Raw genomic sequence first — 16872 nt, forward strand, 5'->3', positions numbered from 1 at the left:
TTGTAAGGAGGAGATTATGACGAGGTGAAAAAGAAAGAGAAAAAGAGTGGTAGAGCAATACCGATGCGCTTAAATATTTTATTCTTTTGTGTATTTTTATTATTTTCTGCCATGATTATACAGTTAGGTAAAGTACAAATTGTCGATGGAGAGACATATAAAAATGAAGTAGAGAAGAGAGAAAAGGCAACTGTGAGTCTTTCTGTCCCGCGTGGGAAAATATTTGATCGAGAAGGGAATCCAGTTGTTGATAATAAGTCTTTACGCACGATTACGTATACAAAGATGAAAGGTGTAAAATCAGAAGATATACTAAAAACTGCAAGACAACTTGAGGAAATAATTGAAATGCCGCAAGAAGATATAGACAAGTTAACTGAGACGGATAAGAAAGATTTTTGGATGCAATTAAATCCAAAACTCGCACAAAATTTAATATCAAAAAAAGAAATAGACAAGTTTAGGGAAAAAGATATTACGGGTAAAGACCTAGATAAGAAAATAGAAGATTTAAGAAGAAAGCGTGTTACAGATAAAAATCTTCAAGAGTTAACAGCTCAAGATATAAAAGTGTTAGCTATTAAAAGTAAAATGACTGCAGGTTACCAAATGGCTCCTCAAATTATTAAAAAAGATGTGAGTGAAAAGGAATATGCAAAAGTTAGTGAAAATTTAGGAAATCTTTCAGGGGTAGACGCATCGGTTGATTGGGAGAGACACTATGTAAATGATGGCTTATTTCGTTCAGTCCTTGGAAACGTTTCGAATGCTGATGAAGGATTGCCACGTGAACGATTAGATTATTATTTAGTGCGTGATTATAGCCGAAATGACAGGATAGGGAAAAGTTACATTGAGCAGCAATACGAGGATGTGCTTCACGGCTCGAAAAAAGAAGTGAGAAGTGTAGCTGATAAGCAAGGAAATACAATGAGAATGGAAACAGTTTCTGAAGGGAAAAGTGGGAAAAATTTAACGTTAACAATTGATATGGAATTACAGAAAAAAGTTGAAGAGAGCATAGAAAAAATATTAAAGGCATATAAAGGTTCAGAATCAATGTTAGACCGTGCTTTCGTTGTAATGATGAATCCGAAAAACGGCCAAGTATTATCAATGGCTGGGAAAAAGCTTATAGAAAAAGACGGAAAAACGGAAGTAGAAGATTATGCTTTAGGTACGATGACAAGTTCATATGAGCTTGGATCAACTGTTAAAGGTGCAACAGTATTAACAGGATTTGAAACGAAAGCTATAACACCAGGTACATATTTTTATGATGCACCAATGAAGTTTAAAGGAACTAAGGAAAAAAAGTCTTGGAAAGAGTTCGGAAATATTGATGATCTAAGGGCGTTACAAGTTTCTTCAAACGTTTATATGTTTAATACAGCATTGAAAATTGCAGGTGTAGATTATGTGAAAAATAGTTCGTTAAATATTAAACAGGAATATTTTGATAAAATGAGATATTATTTCAGGCAATTTGGATTAGGTGTTCCAACTGGTATTGATTTACCGAACGAAACAGCTGGACAAATTGGTAAAAAAGATAATCAACCTGGTTTCTTACTAGACTACTCGATTGGACAGTATGATACGTATACACCACTTCAGCTTGTACAGTATATTTCGACTATCGCAAACGGCGGTTATCGAATGAAACCACAAATTGTTCAAGAGATTAGAGAACAAACCGCTCAAAAGGATGAAATCGGTAAAGTGATGCATGCAATAGAACCTGTTGTTTTAAATAGAATTGATATGAAAGAAGAATATATCAATCAAGTAAAAGAAGGGTTTAGAAGAGTATTCCAAGAAGGGGATGGAACGGGAGTAAGGGCGTTCCAAAAAGCACCGTATAAACCAGCTGGCAAAACAGGAACTGCACAGACTGTATACGGTGGAGAAAGTGATATTGGGAGAAATGAGAAAGGCGATCGTAGAGAATGCTATAATTTAACATTAGCAGGATATGCGCCATATGATGATCCAGAAGTAGCATTTTCCGTTGTAGTACCATGGGTTATAAATGATAAGTCTGGTATTAACTCTGATATTGGGAAAGAAGTTTTAGATGCTTATTTTGATTTGAAAAATAAGCGATTAACTGGCGAAGCACCAAAAACTTATGACTCTAAAGAGAATTAATATATACGAAACGTCTCTAGCATTTATATGAACTAGAGGCGTTTTTACATACGAATAGGTTAGAAATGAGGTATATATGAAGCAATTAATTCTAAAAGATTGGAGAAAAATATGCAGCTATATTTTAATTATAATAGGCATTCTTTTTATTAATAAGTCATTTTTATTTTGTATGGTAGAAGGAATTTCAATGCAACCTACTTTGAATGAAAATAATCGAATACTAGTTAATAAGGCTAGTATCTATTTTTCTTCTTTTCATCATGGTGATGTTGTAATAATAAAAAAAGAAGACGAGCCTACATACTACGTGAAACGAATTATTGGATTACCAGGGGATAATGTACAAGTAAGAAACGATGTGGTATATATTAACGGCAAAAAACGAGATGAGTTGTATATACAGTTAGATATGTCACAAGTATCAAATCGTTTTTCAAACTTTAGAGAAATGAAAGTTCCCACGCATAAATTATTTGTGTTAGGTGATAATCGAAATCATAGTAAAGATAGTAGGAATACGCTTGGACTAATTGATGAGTCAAATATAATAGGTAAAGTAAAAATGGTATATTATCCATTTGATCAAATAAAATGGTTAAAATAATTCTATTAACTATTCACGTTTTATAAAATAATTCATATATTGATAGCATAGGACAAGCAGAAAAGCTTATCCTAACCTCACAGAACACTCCTTATCACAGTTAGGCATCTACTTATGTAGATGCCTTTTCCGATGAATAATAATTATTTATCAACCTAAAGTAGTAAGCAAATTGGGACTATTAGGGGAAGATTGCTTGTAATAATTACAGTACGATTAATAAGAACATTGAATTGTAAGGAGTGAGAAATACGTGTTGAATATTTTAATAGTTAATTTTCCTGCAGAGGGACATGTAAATCCTACATTAAGTTTAGTAAAGGCTTTTACTGAAAGAGGAGATAAGGTACACTATATTACAACGGAAAACTTTAAGGAAAGGCTTGAAGTTTTGGGAGCTATTGTACATACTCATCCGGATTTATTAAAGGAGATTTCTATTGATAATGAAACTTCCTATGGATTAACAACTTTCTTTCATGTACATGTTCAAACTTCTTTATATATATTAGAAATTACGAAAGAATTATGTAAAAGCATAAATTTTGATTTCGTAGTTTATGATATATTTGGTGCTGGAGAGTTAGTAAAGGAATATTTACAAGTTCCAGCCATAGTTTCCTCTCCTATATTTTTAATTCCACCAGAAGTATTGGAAACCTTGCCTTTTCATCCAAATGCAGAAAAACAATTCCAACCCGATGAACTCTCTGAAAAATTACTGTATCAAATGGAACATGAATTTGGAGTAAAGCCCAAAAATCATCTTCAATTTATGCAAAATAAGGGAGACATTAGTCTCGTGTATACAAGTCGTTATTTTCAACCTAATAGCGATTCGTTCGGAGAAAAGAATGTTTTTATTGGGCCGAGTATGATAAAGCGCAAAACAAATATAAAGTTTCCACTTGAATTGCTTTCAAAAAAGAAAGTTATTTATATTTCAATGGGAACACTTCTTGAAGGGCTCGAACCATTCTTTAATACTTGTATTGATGCTTTTTCAAATTTCGAAGGGATTGTAGTAATGGCGATCGGTGATAGAAATGATATTTCAAAAATTAAGCAAGCTCCAGACAATTTTATTATATCCCCTTACGTACCTCAATCAGAAATATTAAGTGAAGCAAATGTTTTTATTACACATGGTGGAATGAATAGTGTACACGATGCAATTCATTACAATGTCCCATTTGTGATAATACCGCATGATAAAGATCAACCAATGATAGCGCAAAGATTAACTGAACTTGAGGCAGCACATAGATTATTGAAAGAGCATGTTAATGTGCAAACTTTAAAAGAGGCGGTAACAGACGTTCTTTCAAATGAAAAGTATAAACATGGCATTCGAAAACTGAATGAAAGTTTTTTAGGGTGTGGTGGTTCCAAAAGAGCCATTGCAGTTATTGATGCTCTTTTAAATAAATAGTTCGGACAATATACAAGCATAGAGGCTCTACCTTTATGCTTGTATATTATTATCCAGCAAATTGTACAGCAGTATTTGCATGTAAAAAAGCAGTATCAAAAACAGGAACAGTAAGGTCATTTTGGGAAATAAGTAATGGTATTTCAGTACAGCCTAGTAATATACCTTCCGCACCGTTTTGAATTAATGAATTGGTAATTTGTATTAGTTTCTCTCTTGAAGTTTCTGAAATAATGCCTCTACTTAATTCGTTTAATATGACGTGATGGATAAAAGTTCTTTCTTCGTCATTTGGGATAATTGTCTCAATGTTATATTTTGCTAGTCGTGATGTATAAAAATCTTGTTCCATCGTTTGTTTCGTTCCTAATAGTCCGATACGTTTTATATTCTGTTCTACCATTTCTTTAGCACTTACATCACCGATATGAAGAAGTGGAATTGATATTGCTTGTTCTACTTCCTCAGCAAATAAATGGACTGTATTTGAACACATTAATAAACATTCCGCCCCGGACTTTTCAACCTTTTTAGCAACTGTGACTAATTCGTTTTTTACTTCTTCATATTGATGGTTTTGTAATAAAGTAGTTACTTCTCCAAAATCCATACTATATAAAACGAGCTTCGCATTTTGATCGTATTGAGAGAGTGTTAGCGTATTAATATGTTTATAGTATAGTGATGTAGATTCCCAGCTTAACCCACCAATTAAACCAATTACTTTCATCATACATTCCCCCTTGTAACAATTTCGAATCCATTATTTCATAATTCCGATAAGAATACAATGATTTAAATACACTATTTAATAAAAAATAAAAATAATTAGAAAAGTGTTGAAATTTATCTTTCTTAGTGCCATAATACGAATTACAAATTAATACTTATCCAGAGAGGTGGAGGGAACGGCCCTAAGAAACCTCAGCAACCCCTATGTGCATTCATAGGAAGGTGCTAATTCCGCAGAGGACACGATGTGTTTTTTGAAAGATAAGAGGATTCTTGCACGTGAAAGAAAATGACCTCTTATGTAAGAGGTCATTTTTTGTTGTATAGAAAGGGAGTGTCGATGCATAATTCATTATTAAAATAAATATAGAGTAATGAAAGCTGACTAATTTGAGAGGAGAATTGAAATGAACAAATTATCAACAAAGTTAGTAGTAGCAATCGGAATCGGAGCAGCTTTATATGGGATATTAGGACTTTGGGGATTTACTATTGCACCAAATACATTTATTAAACCTGGATTAGCTATATTAACCATTTTTGGAGCGTTATTTGGTCCAGTAGCAGGACTGTTAATAGGACTTATCGGTCATACCGTAACAGATACGATCTCTGGTGGGGGGATTTGGTGGGGCTGGGTTCTGAGCTCAGGAATTATTGGTTTTGCGATGGGGCTCATTCAAAAAAGAGGTGGGTTTAATGTGAAAAATGGGTCGTTTAGTAAGGGAGATATTTCTTATTTAGCAATTACTGGTTTAGTAGGTATTGTCATTGCTATTATATTTGCTGGGGTATTCGATATTATCGTGATGGGAGAACCGTTTGACAAAATTGTTATACAAGTATTAGGGGCAACCATTGCTGATGTTATTGTTTTCTTAGTTCTTGGATTACCGATTACAATTGGCCTAGCAAAATCGAATAAAAAACATACACATTTAAAAATTGAAAAGTAGGGATGTTAACATGCAACCAATTATTTCGTTTGAAGAATTCAGCTTTCAATATAAGCATGCTGCGCAGCCTACTTTGAAAGATATTACATTTCATATCAACCCTGGAGAAAAAGTACTAATTGCTGGACGAAGCGGTTCTGGGAAGTCGACATTAGCTCATTGTATTAATGGGCTAATCCCATTTTCGTATGAAGGGATTAGTACTGGTAACGTATTAATTGCTGGTAAAGACCCGAGGAAAGGCAGTATTTTTGAACAGAGTAAGCATGTAGGAACAATATTACAAGATCAAGATGCTCAGTTTATTGGCCTTACAGTAGAAGAAGATGTCGCTTTTTATTTAGAAAATGAATGTGTAAATCAAGATGATATGAAAAAGAGTGTTGCAGACTCATTAACAAAGGTAAAGATGCATACTTTTCGTAAACAAAGTCCGCATGAATTATCAGGAGGACAAAAACAAACGGTTTCTCTTGCAGGTCTCTTAACAACAAATGCGGATATATTATTGTTCGATGAACCTTTAGCAAACTTAGATCCGCTAAGCGCCATACATACGATAGAACTTATGAAAGATATACATGCACAAACTAATAAAACAATTGTAATTATTGAACATCGAATAGAAGAAATATTAAAATTGGATTTAGATAAAATGATTTTAATTGATGAAGGTAAAGTCATTACGGTAGGGACTCCGGAAGAAATATTAGCATCAAATATATTGCCTCGTATTGGCTTAAGGGAGCCGATTTATATTGAAGCATTAAAGAGATTACATTTTGATAGTAATAATGCTGTAATATATCCACTGGAAAAAATTCAAAAGGAAAAAATTAGTGGCGTTTTAAAAGAATGGATGCAGAAGCAAGTTTTTTTAAAAGATGCTACTAAAAATAAAGAATTATTAAGAGTAGAGAATTTATCATTTTCCTATCCTAATAGACAAAGAGTATTGAAAAATATAAATTTTTCGATAAGTAAAGGAGAACTTATCGCTCTTTTAGGACACAATGGAGCTGGAAAATCAACATTAGCTCACAGTCTTATTGGTATAAATAAAACAAGTAATGCAGGGATTTTATTAGATGGAGAAAATATTAGTTCTTGGTCTATTCGTAAGCGTGGGGAGATGATCTCTTATGTGATGCAAAATCCAAATCATATGATTACACAACCTACTGTTTTAGAAGAGGTTTCATTCACATTAAAATTAAAAAAGTTTTCTAAGGAAGAAGTTAACTATAGAGCTGAAGAATCATTAAAAATCTGTGGTTTATATCCATTTCGTAATTGGCCAATTCAGGCATTAAGCTATGGGCAGAAAAAGAGATTAACTATCGCATCTGTATTAACAACAAATCCTAAACTTATCATATTAGATGAACCGACGGCTGGACAAGATTATTATCATTATAAACAGTTTATGTCATTTATTAGAAACCTGGCTAAAAAGGGAATATCCTTTATTTTCATAACACACGATATGAATCTAGCATTAGAATATGCAGACCGAGCGGTAGTTCTACATGAGGGAGAAATCATTGCGGATAATACTGCAACTACTGTATTAGGACATAAAGAAACGTTACAAAGAGCCAATCTAAGAGAGAGTTCTTTATTCGAGCTTGTTACATTTAGTGAAATTTCATGTCCAGAAAAGTTTATGGAACTTTATTGCGATGTTAGTAGGAGGGAGGAAAATGCATAATACGTATTTTCGTCGTATGGATGGGGCTGTGAAATTAGTTTTGTTTATATTTTGTATGACGCTTACTTTTATGTTTTTTGATTTTCGCATATTACTAATTTTATTTATGTTTGGATGTATCGGACTCTTACTTGCTAAAATTCCACTTCGTAAAATTTTACTTATTTTTACTGTTATATTTACATTTAGTTTATTAAACACTGTTATGATTTTATTAATTACACCGACTCATGGATCTGAATTAACTGGATCGTATACTTCGTTTTTACATATTGGTTATGCAACAATTACATATGAAACATTATTTTATGCAGTTACACTTTCATTAAAATATTTTACGTTGTTACCATTTACACTTATCTTTATTTACACGACAGATCCAAGTGAATTTGTAAGTGGCTTAAGTAAACTTGGTATTCATTATAAGATTACATATGCAATAAATATTGCACTACGTTATATACCTGATATTCAGTCCGAATATAAAATTATTAAACATGCGCAAGAAGCGAGAGGAGTAGCTTTTGAAAAAGGGGAAGCGAGCTTATGGATTCGTATGAAAAACCGTATTTTAATTTTCTGGCCGCTAATCATTCATTCTCTAGAAAGAATCGATACCGTTTCAAATGCAATGGATTTAAGAGGGTTTGGAAAGAAGGATAAACGTACGTGGTTCTATACAAGTAAAGCGGAAAGTGGTGATTTCATTGCTTTATTTACAGGTGTTTTTATTTTAATGGTTGCAGTATATTTAAAACTAAATGTATTTCAAAACTTTTGGTATCCATTTTAAAGCACTCGCAATCGAGTGCTTTTACTTATTTTTAAGTAGACATGCTCAAAAAAGGGATATATACATAATGTATAATACGAACCAGTTAAAATGATCAACTACCTATTAGTTTTCAAACCAAAAGGAGGAAAAAATATGAGTTACGGTGGTTCTTGTGGTTTTGGTGGAGGTTTCGCTTTATTAGTTGTGTTATTCATTTTATTAATAATTGTAGGATGCAGCTGTTGGGGCGGAGGATACTAATTTTTAATTAGTCTTCACAAATGTAAACTTAAAAAACATAGAAGATACTTATGTATCGAGACAAAGAAAAAAGGAGCTATTATGCTCCTTTTTTCTTTGTTATATATTTTTATCTTTTGGGAATGTAATCGTTAAAGCCGTTCCTTTACTAACGGTACTTTGGATTTTTAAATTACCATGCATCGTTTCAATAATTTTAACAGCAACCATCGTACCTAAACCAGTACCTTTTGATTTTGTACTAAAATAAGGTTCGCCAAACCTGTTAATTTGCTCTTGTGACATTCCAATTCCGCTATCTTCAATTCGTATTATAACTTTATTATTGCTTATAGTGGAGGATATATTTAAGGTACCACCATTAGGCATTGCTTCAATACTATTTTTTATTAAGTTTAAAAAACATTGTTGAAAGTGTTGTTTATTACCAACAATGGTTGCCTTTGAGAAATCTTTTGTAATATGTATCGTATTCATATTACATAATGGCAATATCATATTAATAGCTCGATTTAACTCTTGGTCTATTGAAATATGATCTAGTTTTTCTGGTGCTGGTTTAGCAAACGTTAAATAGTCATCAATAATCTCTTGCGCACGATTTAATTCTTCAAGTATATGTTCAATGTATTCGTCCCTTGATTCAGGAGATAAATTTGGTGTTTTTAAAAGTTGTGTAAATCCCTTTACGACAGTTAAGGGATTTCTTACTTCGTGCGATATACTAGCAGCAAGTTGACTAACGATCTCCATCTTTTCCATTTTAATTAATTTTGAGCGCATAAATACTGCATCTTTTAAAACTTCATTAAAATAAACAATAAATAACATTAAAGTAGTCGGTAATAATATGAAATAAATAATATATAAATTATTTACTTCAAATTCTGATAATGTTAGTACAATCACAGTTGTAAATATTGCTAGGAAAAAAGTTAAAAACATAGCAAAAGCTACTTTAACCTTTCTATTGTATCTATTAAATTTTGTAGATGCGAATGCTGTTATGATGAACATTGTGCCATAAACGATAACTGTTAACATGTTAAATCCATAAAATAAAACTCTTGTAATTAATAAAATAGTAAACAATATAATGCCGACAGGGAATCCACCATAAAGTGTACCTATTATTACTGGGATTTGTCTTAAATCATGAATACAACTTTCATCCATATAGATAGGGTATCTCATACATAAAATAAGTGGGATACTCGTACAAAGAATAATAAGCAGTCTTTTATATTTCTTCAAATAGCGCCTGTTATCATATATAAAATAAAAAATAAATATACTACTTAAAATGTAAAGAAGATTATTTAATACATTTTGATTAATATAAACAAAGTCCATAATATTAGCCTCGTCATTCTGAATTTCCATTTCATATGTATTATACATGATAAAAGTATAAACTCTATATTTGTTTTAAAAATATAAGCTTATATCATTTTAGCACTAGATACTTTTAACCATGCTTCATAAAATTCTTTTACTGATGTATACCGTTCTGCACGGTTTTCATTCACAGCACGAGAGGCAACCTCATATAATTCTTTACTTGCATCCCATTTTATAAAGGAACGATCTTTTTCACCACCTAAAAGTGCGAAAGCTACCGCGCCCATATTAAATACATTTGTTTTTTCATCAATTATAGCGTTTAACTCAAATTCTTCAGGAGACATAAAACGAGAGGAACCCCATAGTCTTCCCATTTTATTTATGTATGGTTTTTTAGAGTATAAATCAATATCACAAATCTTCGTCTCATTTGTACTAAAATTATGTAAAATACTACCGTCATAAAAATCTATAGCCACATAGTTTTTCTGTTCTACATGAGCATGGAAAGAAAAAATCGCATTTAATGAATAAATTCGTTCCACAACAGTTAAATGTCTAAATTTATAAAATGGAGAGTTTGGATTTTTATATTTCTCAGAAGGTGGGAAACTCCAATGTGGGTGAAGCGATTCCCCATCAAACCAATCAAATATTAAAACATATCCATTATGTACTGGAAAGTGTTCAATTAAAGTTATTAGTGATTCATGTTTTAATTCATCGTAAAGGGAAACCGATTTTATTAATGTTTCAATAGCGGCCTCTGGAGTTCCATTATATGCAATTGTTTGTGCTCCTGCATATTTAACAAATTTCTTATGACCATCCTTTTCTACACCAAAACATATATTACCCGAATCTTGTTGGTCAAAAACGGCAAATACAGTTCCTAATTTCAAAAGCCAATCAAAATTATGATGTTCTTTTAATTGTAATGTTACTTGATTCAACTGAATTTCAACTGGAATATCTTTCATAATGTACCTCGCATTTATTATAATAAAGTTGTATGTTTTAATATTCGACATATTTTGTGAAAATCCTATATTAATAACATGAAATTTTATAAATATAATGATAAAAGCTTTTTAGGAGGCAAATAAAATGGATCAAAAAATTATTATAAAATCCTATCAAAAAGACTGGCATGAAGAATACTTAAAGGAAAGATACAAATTTAATTCTTTATTAGGGGAAGAAATTGTTGCTATTGAACATATAGGAAGCACTGCCGTAGAAGGGTTAGGCGCTAAACCTCTTATTGATATGATGATTGGCGTAACGGATTTACAAATTACCGAAAAGTGGACTCATATCCTTTCGGAAATTGGATATGAGTATGTCCCAAAAGAAACACCAAGTTGGCGGTTTTTCAGAAAGGGGAAATGGAGAGGGGGTACTCATCATTTGCATGTTTATATTTATAATAGCGAGGAATGGAGAAATAATCTTTTGTTTCGAGACTTTCTAAAAAAACATGAATGGGCACGTAAAGAATATAGAGAACTAAAAGAGGGGCTTGCAGCTACATATCCTTTTGATCGTGTGTCGTATACAAATGCAAAAGCGCCATTTATTCGAAATATAATAGAATTGGCTAGAATCAATTAAAGTTAAATTTACAGTTTTTTATCTAAATAGTTTTGAAAATAGTACTGATAAATCCTTCTTTTGCTTTTTAAAAGGAAGGATGTTCTGTTTTGTCATAAAAATATACTTTCTTTCTATTTATTGGAGACAGATTGTTTTATTTATTTCAATGTTTCTAGTACATTAAAAATATTAAGGGGGAATGAAACAATGAAAGCAATTATACATCAATATAAAAAAGGATTAGAGGGGTTAGAATATAAAATTTTATCTGAATTAACTCCTAATGCTGGTGAAGTAAAAGTAAAGTTAAAAGCTGCAGGGTTAAATCATAGAGACTTATTTATAATAAATAATAGAAAAGAAATGGATATACCATTAGTAATAGGATCAGATGGATCGGGCATTGTTACAGAAATCGGAGAAGGGGTTTCAAATACTTCACTACATACCGAGGTTATTATTAATCCTAGTATTGGATGGGATAGTATTGCTAATGTGCCAGAGTTACCTGAAGTGTTAGGTGGACCGAAAGATGGAACGTTTGCTGAATATGTAATTGTACCAGCTGAAAATGTAGTGGAAAAGCCGTCATATCTTACTTGGGAAGAATCCGGTGTTCTATCATTACCGGCATTAACTGCATATAGAGCACTTTTTACAAAGGGGAGATTGAAGTGCGGTGAACATGTTTTAATTCCAGGAATAAGCGGTGGTGTGGCAACCTTTTCCATGTTATTTGCAAAAGCAATTGGCGCAAAAGTAAGTGTTACTTCAAGGTCAGAGAACAAAAGAGTGATTGCTGAAAAATATGGTGCAGACTGTTCTTTTAATAGTTCTGGAAATTGGGAAGAGAGTTTGCAAGGAGAAAAAGTAGATTTAATTATAGATAGTATTGGTCCTGCGACGTTCTTAAAATATTTTGATGTATTAAAACCAAATGGAAGAATTGTTAATTTTGGTGCAAGCTCAGGAGAGAAAATTGAATTGCCATTACGTGCATTATTTTATAATCAAATCGATATTATGGGAACATCTATGGGAAGCCGTGAGGAATTTAATGAAATGATTCAGTTTATAAAAAAACATAAAATTAAACCAATTATGGATAAAAGTTTTTCGTTAGAAGAAGCAGTTCAGGCATTAAATCGTATGGAACAAGGCGAACAATTTGGTAATATCGCTCTACGTATGGAATAAAAATATGATTTAACAACTAATATTTTTATATCAATATGGTATGTATTTTATGCATGTATAGATTTTTAATTTTGTTATTTAGAAAGGTTTTTTAACATTATATATTTTTAACGTATGTAAATAGTTACATAATTGTAAAATGAAAAATAGTAAAAACAAATAAAGTGAAAATCCAAATGTGACTAAATGTTGTATACTGTGTAAATCAAGTAAACTCGTATCTTTATTTTAAGTACGATGAGAAAAATTAAGGAGAGAGTAACGTGAATTACACAGTATTTCAATGGATAAACAATTTAGCTGGTACATCTACACTATTAGATAAGGTAATGATTGTTATTACAAATAGTGCTGCATATGTGGCGATTCTATTTATGTTTATCTTATGGTTTCATAATGGAAAAAAAGAGAAAGCGATAAGAAAACAATACACAGTGTTATATACGACACTTTCTGTAATGATTGCATTATTAGTAAATGTTTTCATTCATGCGGTATATTACCATCCGCGTCCGTTTATAGCACATGATGTGCATCAATTAGTACCACATGCAGAAAATTCATCATTCGTTAGCGATCATTCTGTACTTGTATTTTCGATTGCGTTCGTCTTTATGCTTAGAGGAGAAAAACTTAAATATATAGCGCTTATTTGGGCGGTATTAGTTGGCATATCACGTTTGTATGTAGGTGTTCATTTCCCGTTAGATGTAATTGGTGCCGCTGTAATAACAATTATAACAAGCAGCTTGTTGTTGCAGAATAAACGAATATTTGAACCAATCGCAAAAATCGTTTTCAAAATGTATGCGTTGGTAGCAAAACGAATTCCTTTTTTAGCAAAATATAACCATATAGCTTAGGGTTAAAATCTACTATTTATAAGTTTGGTTTAAAAAAGTTCCCACCTTGGGTATCAATAGGGGGAACTTTTTTTATTGAATAAAAGAATGGTATTGGAAATGAAATGTAGAAAAAACTGATGATTGTCAACAAGTAGTTAGAGTAAATAATGTAGGAAATATGAGTACAGTAGGGGGTGTAATAATAACATTATTATCGGTAATCTCAAATTTTTTTATTTAGGAGAGCTTTACATTATATATAATAACAGCCAGGTTACGAAAAATAGTTAAAAAGATACGGTATCGATAATATAAGGATTACACCTACAACAGTCACGGCTATAATTTTAATTACTTCGCTCTTTACTTCCTTCTCCAAAACAACACCTCCCGACGCGTTTAAAAATCTATTGTAATAATACTATCATTAGACAACCTTATTTTTCCAATTATAATATTCATGTTAAACACTTGAAGAAATTACTTATCTATATAGCAAATAAAGGTTTTTAGTCTCTCTTTACACGATAAAGGAAAGCTAACTTTAAAAAAAGTATTTTTATTTGAATATTCATTAATTTCACATACCGTACTATAAATGAATAAAATTAAACCCAAAATAATAATAGTTGGTTTTGTTTTAAAGGGATTAAACAGAAAACTTCGAAACATATAGTATCGAAAATAAAACAAAAACTACATATTTTAAAGCGCATCTTCGCAGGAATCAATTACAAATGAAAGGAGATAAATATGCATAAACTTCAAACGAATAAAGGTGCTCGTTATATGATGGTTGCTTTTATTGTTTTGTTTCTTACTATGCTTTTGCGTATATTCTATATACAAGCAGTAGGAGTCGTGCATAATGTGGATGTAAAAGATCTCGCGAATGAACAACATAATAAAAATGGAGTATTAGAAGCAAACCGTGGCACAATTTATGACCAAACTGGAAAGGTACTAGTACAAGATTCCGCAACGTATCGAGTTGTTGTGAATTTAAAAGGAAAAGATAAAGTGAAAAATAGTGATGAAACGGCACAACAATTAGCTGATGTACTTGAAATTGATAAAGAGGAAGTAATAAAAAATTTTCATGAAGGACGCACACAAGTTGAAATTGGAAAAATTGGTCGGAACTTATCTAGAGAAACGAAGGAGAAAATTAGGAAATTAAAAATACCGGGTGTATCTTTTATGCCTGAAAAAGCAAGAGTGTATCCAAATGAAGATTTTGCATCCTATATACTTGGTTTTGCTAGACCAGATGATAAAGGAAATACGGAAGGGAAATTTGGACTTGAAAAAAGTTTGGATAAATATTTGCGCTCTACGAACGGGAATATAGAATATGTAGGAACACGAAAAGGTATCCCACTTACAAATGACATAGGTAAAGTAGAACCTGCTAAACATGGAAATAACGTATATCTTACGCTTGATAAGCAAATTAATAGTTTTTTAGAAGAAGCGATGAACAAAGCACAACAACACTATGATCCTTCTATGTTAATAGGAATTATTGCAAATCCAAAAACTGGTAAGGTTTTAGCGATGTCTAGTAAGCCTAGTTATAATCCTAATAAAGGCGATATCGAATACTTTTTAAATGATCCAATTGCAAACGCATATGAACCAGGTTCAACAATGAAAGTGTTTACGTTAGCTGCTGCTATTAATGAAGGTGTATATAACGGGAAAGAATATTTTCAATCAGGAAAATATTCGGTTGGTTCAACAGATATAAAGGATCATAATGGTGGATTTGGATGGGGCTCAATTACATTTGATGAAGGCTTTGAAAGATCGTCAAATGTAGCTTTTTCTATTTTAGAAGATCAGTTATTAAAACCCAATAAATTTAAGCAATATATGAATAAATTTGGTTTCAATCAAAAAACAGGAATAGATTTACCCGGAGAAAGTAAAAATACATTATTATTAAACACACAAATCCAACAAGTTACAACTTCTTTCGGGCAAGGTTCCACTGTCACTCCTATTCAATTAATACAAGCCGCTACGGCAATAGCAAATGACGGGAAAATGATGCAACCATATATCGTTGATAAAGTTGTAAATCCAACAAACAAACAAGTTATTATGGAAAATCAACCGAAAGAAATTGGGAATCCGATAAAAAAAGAGACAGCGGACAAGGTAAGAAGCTTAATGGAGCGCGTTATTACGTCTTCAAAAGGAACTGGTACAATGTATAAAGTGGATGGTTATCCAATTGGGGGTAAGACAGGAACAGCCCAAATTCCGAACCCTGAAAATGGACGATATATGGAAGGGAAAGAAAATTATATTTTTTCATTTTTAGGAATGGCTCCAATTGATGACCCAGAGTTAATCGTATACTTAGCTATTAAGCAGCCAAAATTAAAGGGAGACGAGTATGGAGCTCAGCCTCTTGCTGAAATATTTAAACCAGTTATAAAAAATAGTTTAGAATATTTAAAGGTGAAACCATATACAGAAAAACAAATTGTCGATGCAACGAAGCAATCTCAATTAAAAGTACAAAGTTATGTGAATCAATCCATGGGGACAGTAGAAAAAAGTGCAGAAAAAGAGAAGCTACAGCCGGTTATTTTAGGAGAAGGAAAAATAATAAAACAATACCCACAGTCTGGTGAGGTAATGAGTGAAGGAGATCGTATATTTCTATTAGGAAATAACGCAAAAATGCCAAATATAAAAGGTTGGTCCATGCGTGATGTTATGTATTTCTCTAAGCTTTTGAAATTAGATTTAAAAACTTCAGGGACGGGTTATGTAACAAATCAAAGTATTGAAAAAGGGAAAGATTTACAAGAAGGTGATACGTTAAAACTAGAATTAGAACCACCGCTACAACCGTTAGTAGAGGCAAATACGAATTAATTTGGACATTGTGAAGGGCCTATATATAAGAGGCTCTTTTTTTAGAGATTCTAGTAATTTCACGCACCGTAATTTTTAGAAAAAATAATAAATAAGACTGTTAACATTGGCATAACTTGAAATATGTAATTATTTATTATTTACAGTTAAATATATATGTGATAATATGGAAAAAATCAAATGCAGTGAAGAGAAGAGTAAATAAAATGAATTTTTCACAGAGAGCTCCATAAAGCTGAAAAGGAGCAAAAATTCTTTATTGAACCAAGCCTCTGAGCAGTACATCGGAATCTTTTATAAGAGGATGGTGTGACGGGAGCTCCCGTTATAGAGCTACGGTATAAGCATGAAAACAATGCAGTACCTGATAAGT

The 16872-nt window shown here is 31.9% G+C and carries 14 protein-coding genes, 1 riboswitch and 1 other annotated feature (1 of these 16 only partly in view); of the genes, 11 read left to right on the forward strand and 3 right to left on the reverse strand.

Annotated elements, in window-relative coordinates:
• Positions 1 to 24: 24 nt before the first annotated feature.
• From MHB70_RS11755 to MHB70_RS11765, 3 genes are all read left to right on the forward strand, one after another.
• Positions 25 to 2151: a peptidoglycan D,D-transpeptidase FtsI family protein gene (locus MHB70_RS11755; RefSeq protein ID WP_000726031.1), complete on the forward strand. Its 2127-nt coding sequence runs from the start codon at positions 25 to 27 to the stop codon at positions 2149 to 2151.
• A 76-nt stretch (positions 2152 to 2227) separates the two neighbouring features.
• Complete coding sequence (gene lepB, locus MHB70_RS11760; protein ID WP_000811461.1) at positions 2228 to 2758, forward strand: signal peptidase I; 531 nt, start codon at positions 2228 to 2230, stop codon at positions 2756 to 2758.
• Between the two features lie 253 nt (positions 2759 to 3011).
• Positions 3012 to 4190 carry a macrolide family glycosyltransferase gene (locus MHB70_RS11765; protein WP_061530093.1) on the forward strand — a complete coding sequence of 393 codons (1179 nt, stop codon included), beginning with the start codon at positions 3012 to 3014 and terminating at the stop codon, positions 4188 to 4190.
• A 49-nt stretch (positions 4191 to 4239) separates the two neighbouring features.
• Here the strand turns inward: MHB70_RS11765 and MHB70_RS11770 are convergent, their stop codons facing one another.
• A complete protein-coding gene (locus MHB70_RS11770) occupies positions 4240 to 4923 on the reverse strand; it encodes an aspartate/glutamate racemase family protein (RefSeq protein WP_000978599.1) in 684 nt (227 codons plus the stop codon).
• 151 nt (positions 4924 to 5074) lie between these two features.
• A riboswitch (SAM riboswitch) is annotated at positions 5075 to 5190 on the forward strand.
• A gap of 139 nt (positions 5191 to 5329) precedes the next feature.
• Here MHB70_RS11770 and MHB70_RS11775 point away from each other — a divergent pair.
• The 4 genes from MHB70_RS11775 (at position 5330) to MHB70_RS11790 (ending at position 8625) form a co-directional block, all read left to right on the forward strand.
• Positions 5330 to 5878, forward strand: a complete 549-nt coding sequence (locus tag MHB70_RS11775; protein ID WP_001038218.1) for an ECF-type riboflavin transporter substrate-binding protein — start codon at positions 5330 to 5332, stop codon at positions 5876 to 5878.
• Positions 5879 to 5888: 10 nt separating this feature from the next.
• The gene (locus tag MHB70_RS11780; protein WP_001182464.1) at positions 5889 to 7589 is read left to right on the forward strand and encodes an ABC transporter ATP-binding protein; all 1701 of its coding nucleotides are present in this window, start codon (positions 5889 to 5891) and stop codon (positions 7587 to 7589) included.
• Positions 7582 to 8382: an energy-coupling factor transporter transmembrane component T family protein gene (locus MHB70_RS11785; protein ID WP_000552028.1), complete on the forward strand. Its 801-nt coding sequence runs from the start codon at positions 7582 to 7584 to the stop codon at positions 8380 to 8382. Before MHB70_RS11780 ends, MHB70_RS11785 begins: the two co-directional genes overlap by 8 nt.
• Before the next feature lie 135 nt (positions 8383 to 8517).
• Positions 8518 to 8625, forward strand: coding sequence for a YjcZ family sporulation protein (locus tag MHB70_RS11790; RefSeq protein WP_000120182.1), 108 nt, complete (start codon positions 8518 to 8520; stop codon positions 8623 to 8625).
• Between the two features lie 99 nt (positions 8626 to 8724).
• On the opposite strand, the gene MHB70_RS11795 is transcribed toward MHB70_RS11790, so the two are convergent.
• Complete coding sequence (locus MHB70_RS11795; protein WP_002106283.1) at positions 8725 to 10026, reverse strand: sensor histidine kinase; 1302 nt, start codon at positions 10024 to 10026, stop codon at positions 8725 to 8727.
• Between the two features lie 41 nt (positions 10027 to 10067).
• Positions 10068 to 10949 carry a protein kinase domain-containing protein gene (locus tag MHB70_RS11800; RefSeq protein ID WP_000651961.1) on the reverse strand — a complete coding sequence of 294 codons (882 nt, stop codon included), beginning with the start codon at positions 10947 to 10949 and terminating at the stop codon, positions 10068 to 10070.
• 127 nt (positions 10950 to 11076) lie between these two features.
• Here MHB70_RS11800 and MHB70_RS11805 point away from each other — a divergent pair, with 127 nt between their 5' ends.
• The 4 genes from MHB70_RS11805 to MHB70_RS11820 all read left to right on the forward strand — a co-directional run bounded on the left by MHB70_RS11805 (position 11077) and on the right by MHB70_RS11820 (position 16499).
• Positions 11077 to 11583 (forward strand): GrpB family protein, encoded by a 507-nt coding sequence (locus MHB70_RS11805; RefSeq protein ID WP_061530094.1) that lies wholly within the window; start codon positions 11077 to 11079, stop codon positions 11581 to 11583.
• Positions 11584 to 11772: 189 nt separating this feature from the next.
• Positions 11773 to 12762 (forward strand): zinc-binding dehydrogenase, encoded by a 990-nt coding sequence (locus MHB70_RS11810; protein ID WP_000643938.1) that lies wholly within the window; start codon positions 11773 to 11775, stop codon positions 12760 to 12762.
• A gap of 263 nt (positions 12763 to 13025) precedes the next feature.
• Complete coding sequence (locus tag MHB70_RS11815) at positions 13026 to 13625, forward strand: undecaprenyl-diphosphatase (RefSeq protein ID WP_001110144.1); 600 nt, start codon at positions 13026 to 13028, stop codon at positions 13623 to 13625.
• 735 nt (positions 13626 to 14360) lie between these two features.
• Positions 14361 to 16499, forward strand: coding sequence for a penicillin-binding protein (locus MHB70_RS11820; protein ID WP_000549377.1), 2139 nt, complete (start codon positions 14361 to 14363; stop codon positions 16497 to 16499).
• Positions 16500 to 16675: 176 nt separating this feature from the next.
• Positions 16676 to 16872, forward strand: a binding site (T-box leader) (it continues 61 nt past the right edge of the window).

Origin of the sequence: Bacillus sp. FSL M7-1020, from assembly GCF_038050415.1 — a bacterium.
Lineage (GTDB): Bacteria > Bacillota > Bacilli > Bacillales > Bacillaceae_G > Bacillus_A > Bacillus_A toyonensis.

Excerpts from the sequence above, each read along its gene's own strand:
- MHB70_RS11820 (WP_000549377.1), top strand. The coding sequence starts at position 14,361 with ATGCATAAACTTCAAACGAATAAAGGTGCTCGTTATATGATGGTTGCT.
- MHB70_RS11775 (WP_001038218.1), top strand. The coding sequence starts at position 5,330 with ATGAACAAATTATCAACAAAGTTAGTAGTAGCAATCGGAATCGGAGCA.
- MHB70_RS11795 (WP_002106283.1), bottom strand. The coding sequence starts at position 10,026 with ATGTATAATACATATGAAATGGAAATTCAGAATGACGAGGCTAATATT.
- MHB70_RS11770 (WP_000978599.1), bottom strand. The coding sequence starts at position 4,923 with ATGATGAAAGTAATTGGTTTAATTGGTGGGTTAAGCTGGGAATCTACA.
- MHB70_RS11805 (WP_061530094.1), top strand. The coding sequence starts at position 11,077 with ATGGATCAAAAAATTATTATAAAATCCTATCAAAAAGACTGGCATGAA.
- MHB70_RS11810 (WP_000643938.1), top strand. The coding sequence starts at position 11,773 with ATGAAAGCAATTATACATCAATATAAAAAAGGATTAGAGGGGTTAGAA.
- lepB (WP_000811461.1), top strand. The coding sequence starts at position 2,228 with ATGAAGCAATTAATTCTAAAAGATTGGAGAAAAATATGCAGCTATATT.
- MHB70_RS11785 (WP_000552028.1), top strand. The coding sequence starts at position 7,582 with ATGCATAATACGTATTTTCGTCGTATGGATGGGGCTGTGAAATTAGTT.
- MHB70_RS11800 (WP_000651961.1), bottom strand. The coding sequence starts at position 10,949 with ATGAAAGATATTCCAGTTGAAATTCAGTTGAATCAAGTAACATTACAA.
- MHB70_RS11780 (WP_001182464.1), top strand. The coding sequence starts at position 5,889 with ATGCAACCAATTATTTCGTTTGAAGAATTCAGCTTTCAATATAAGCAT.
- MHB70_RS11790 (WP_000120182.1), top strand. The coding sequence starts at position 8,518 with ATGAGTTACGGTGGTTCTTGTGGTTTTGGTGGAGGTTTCGCTTTATTA.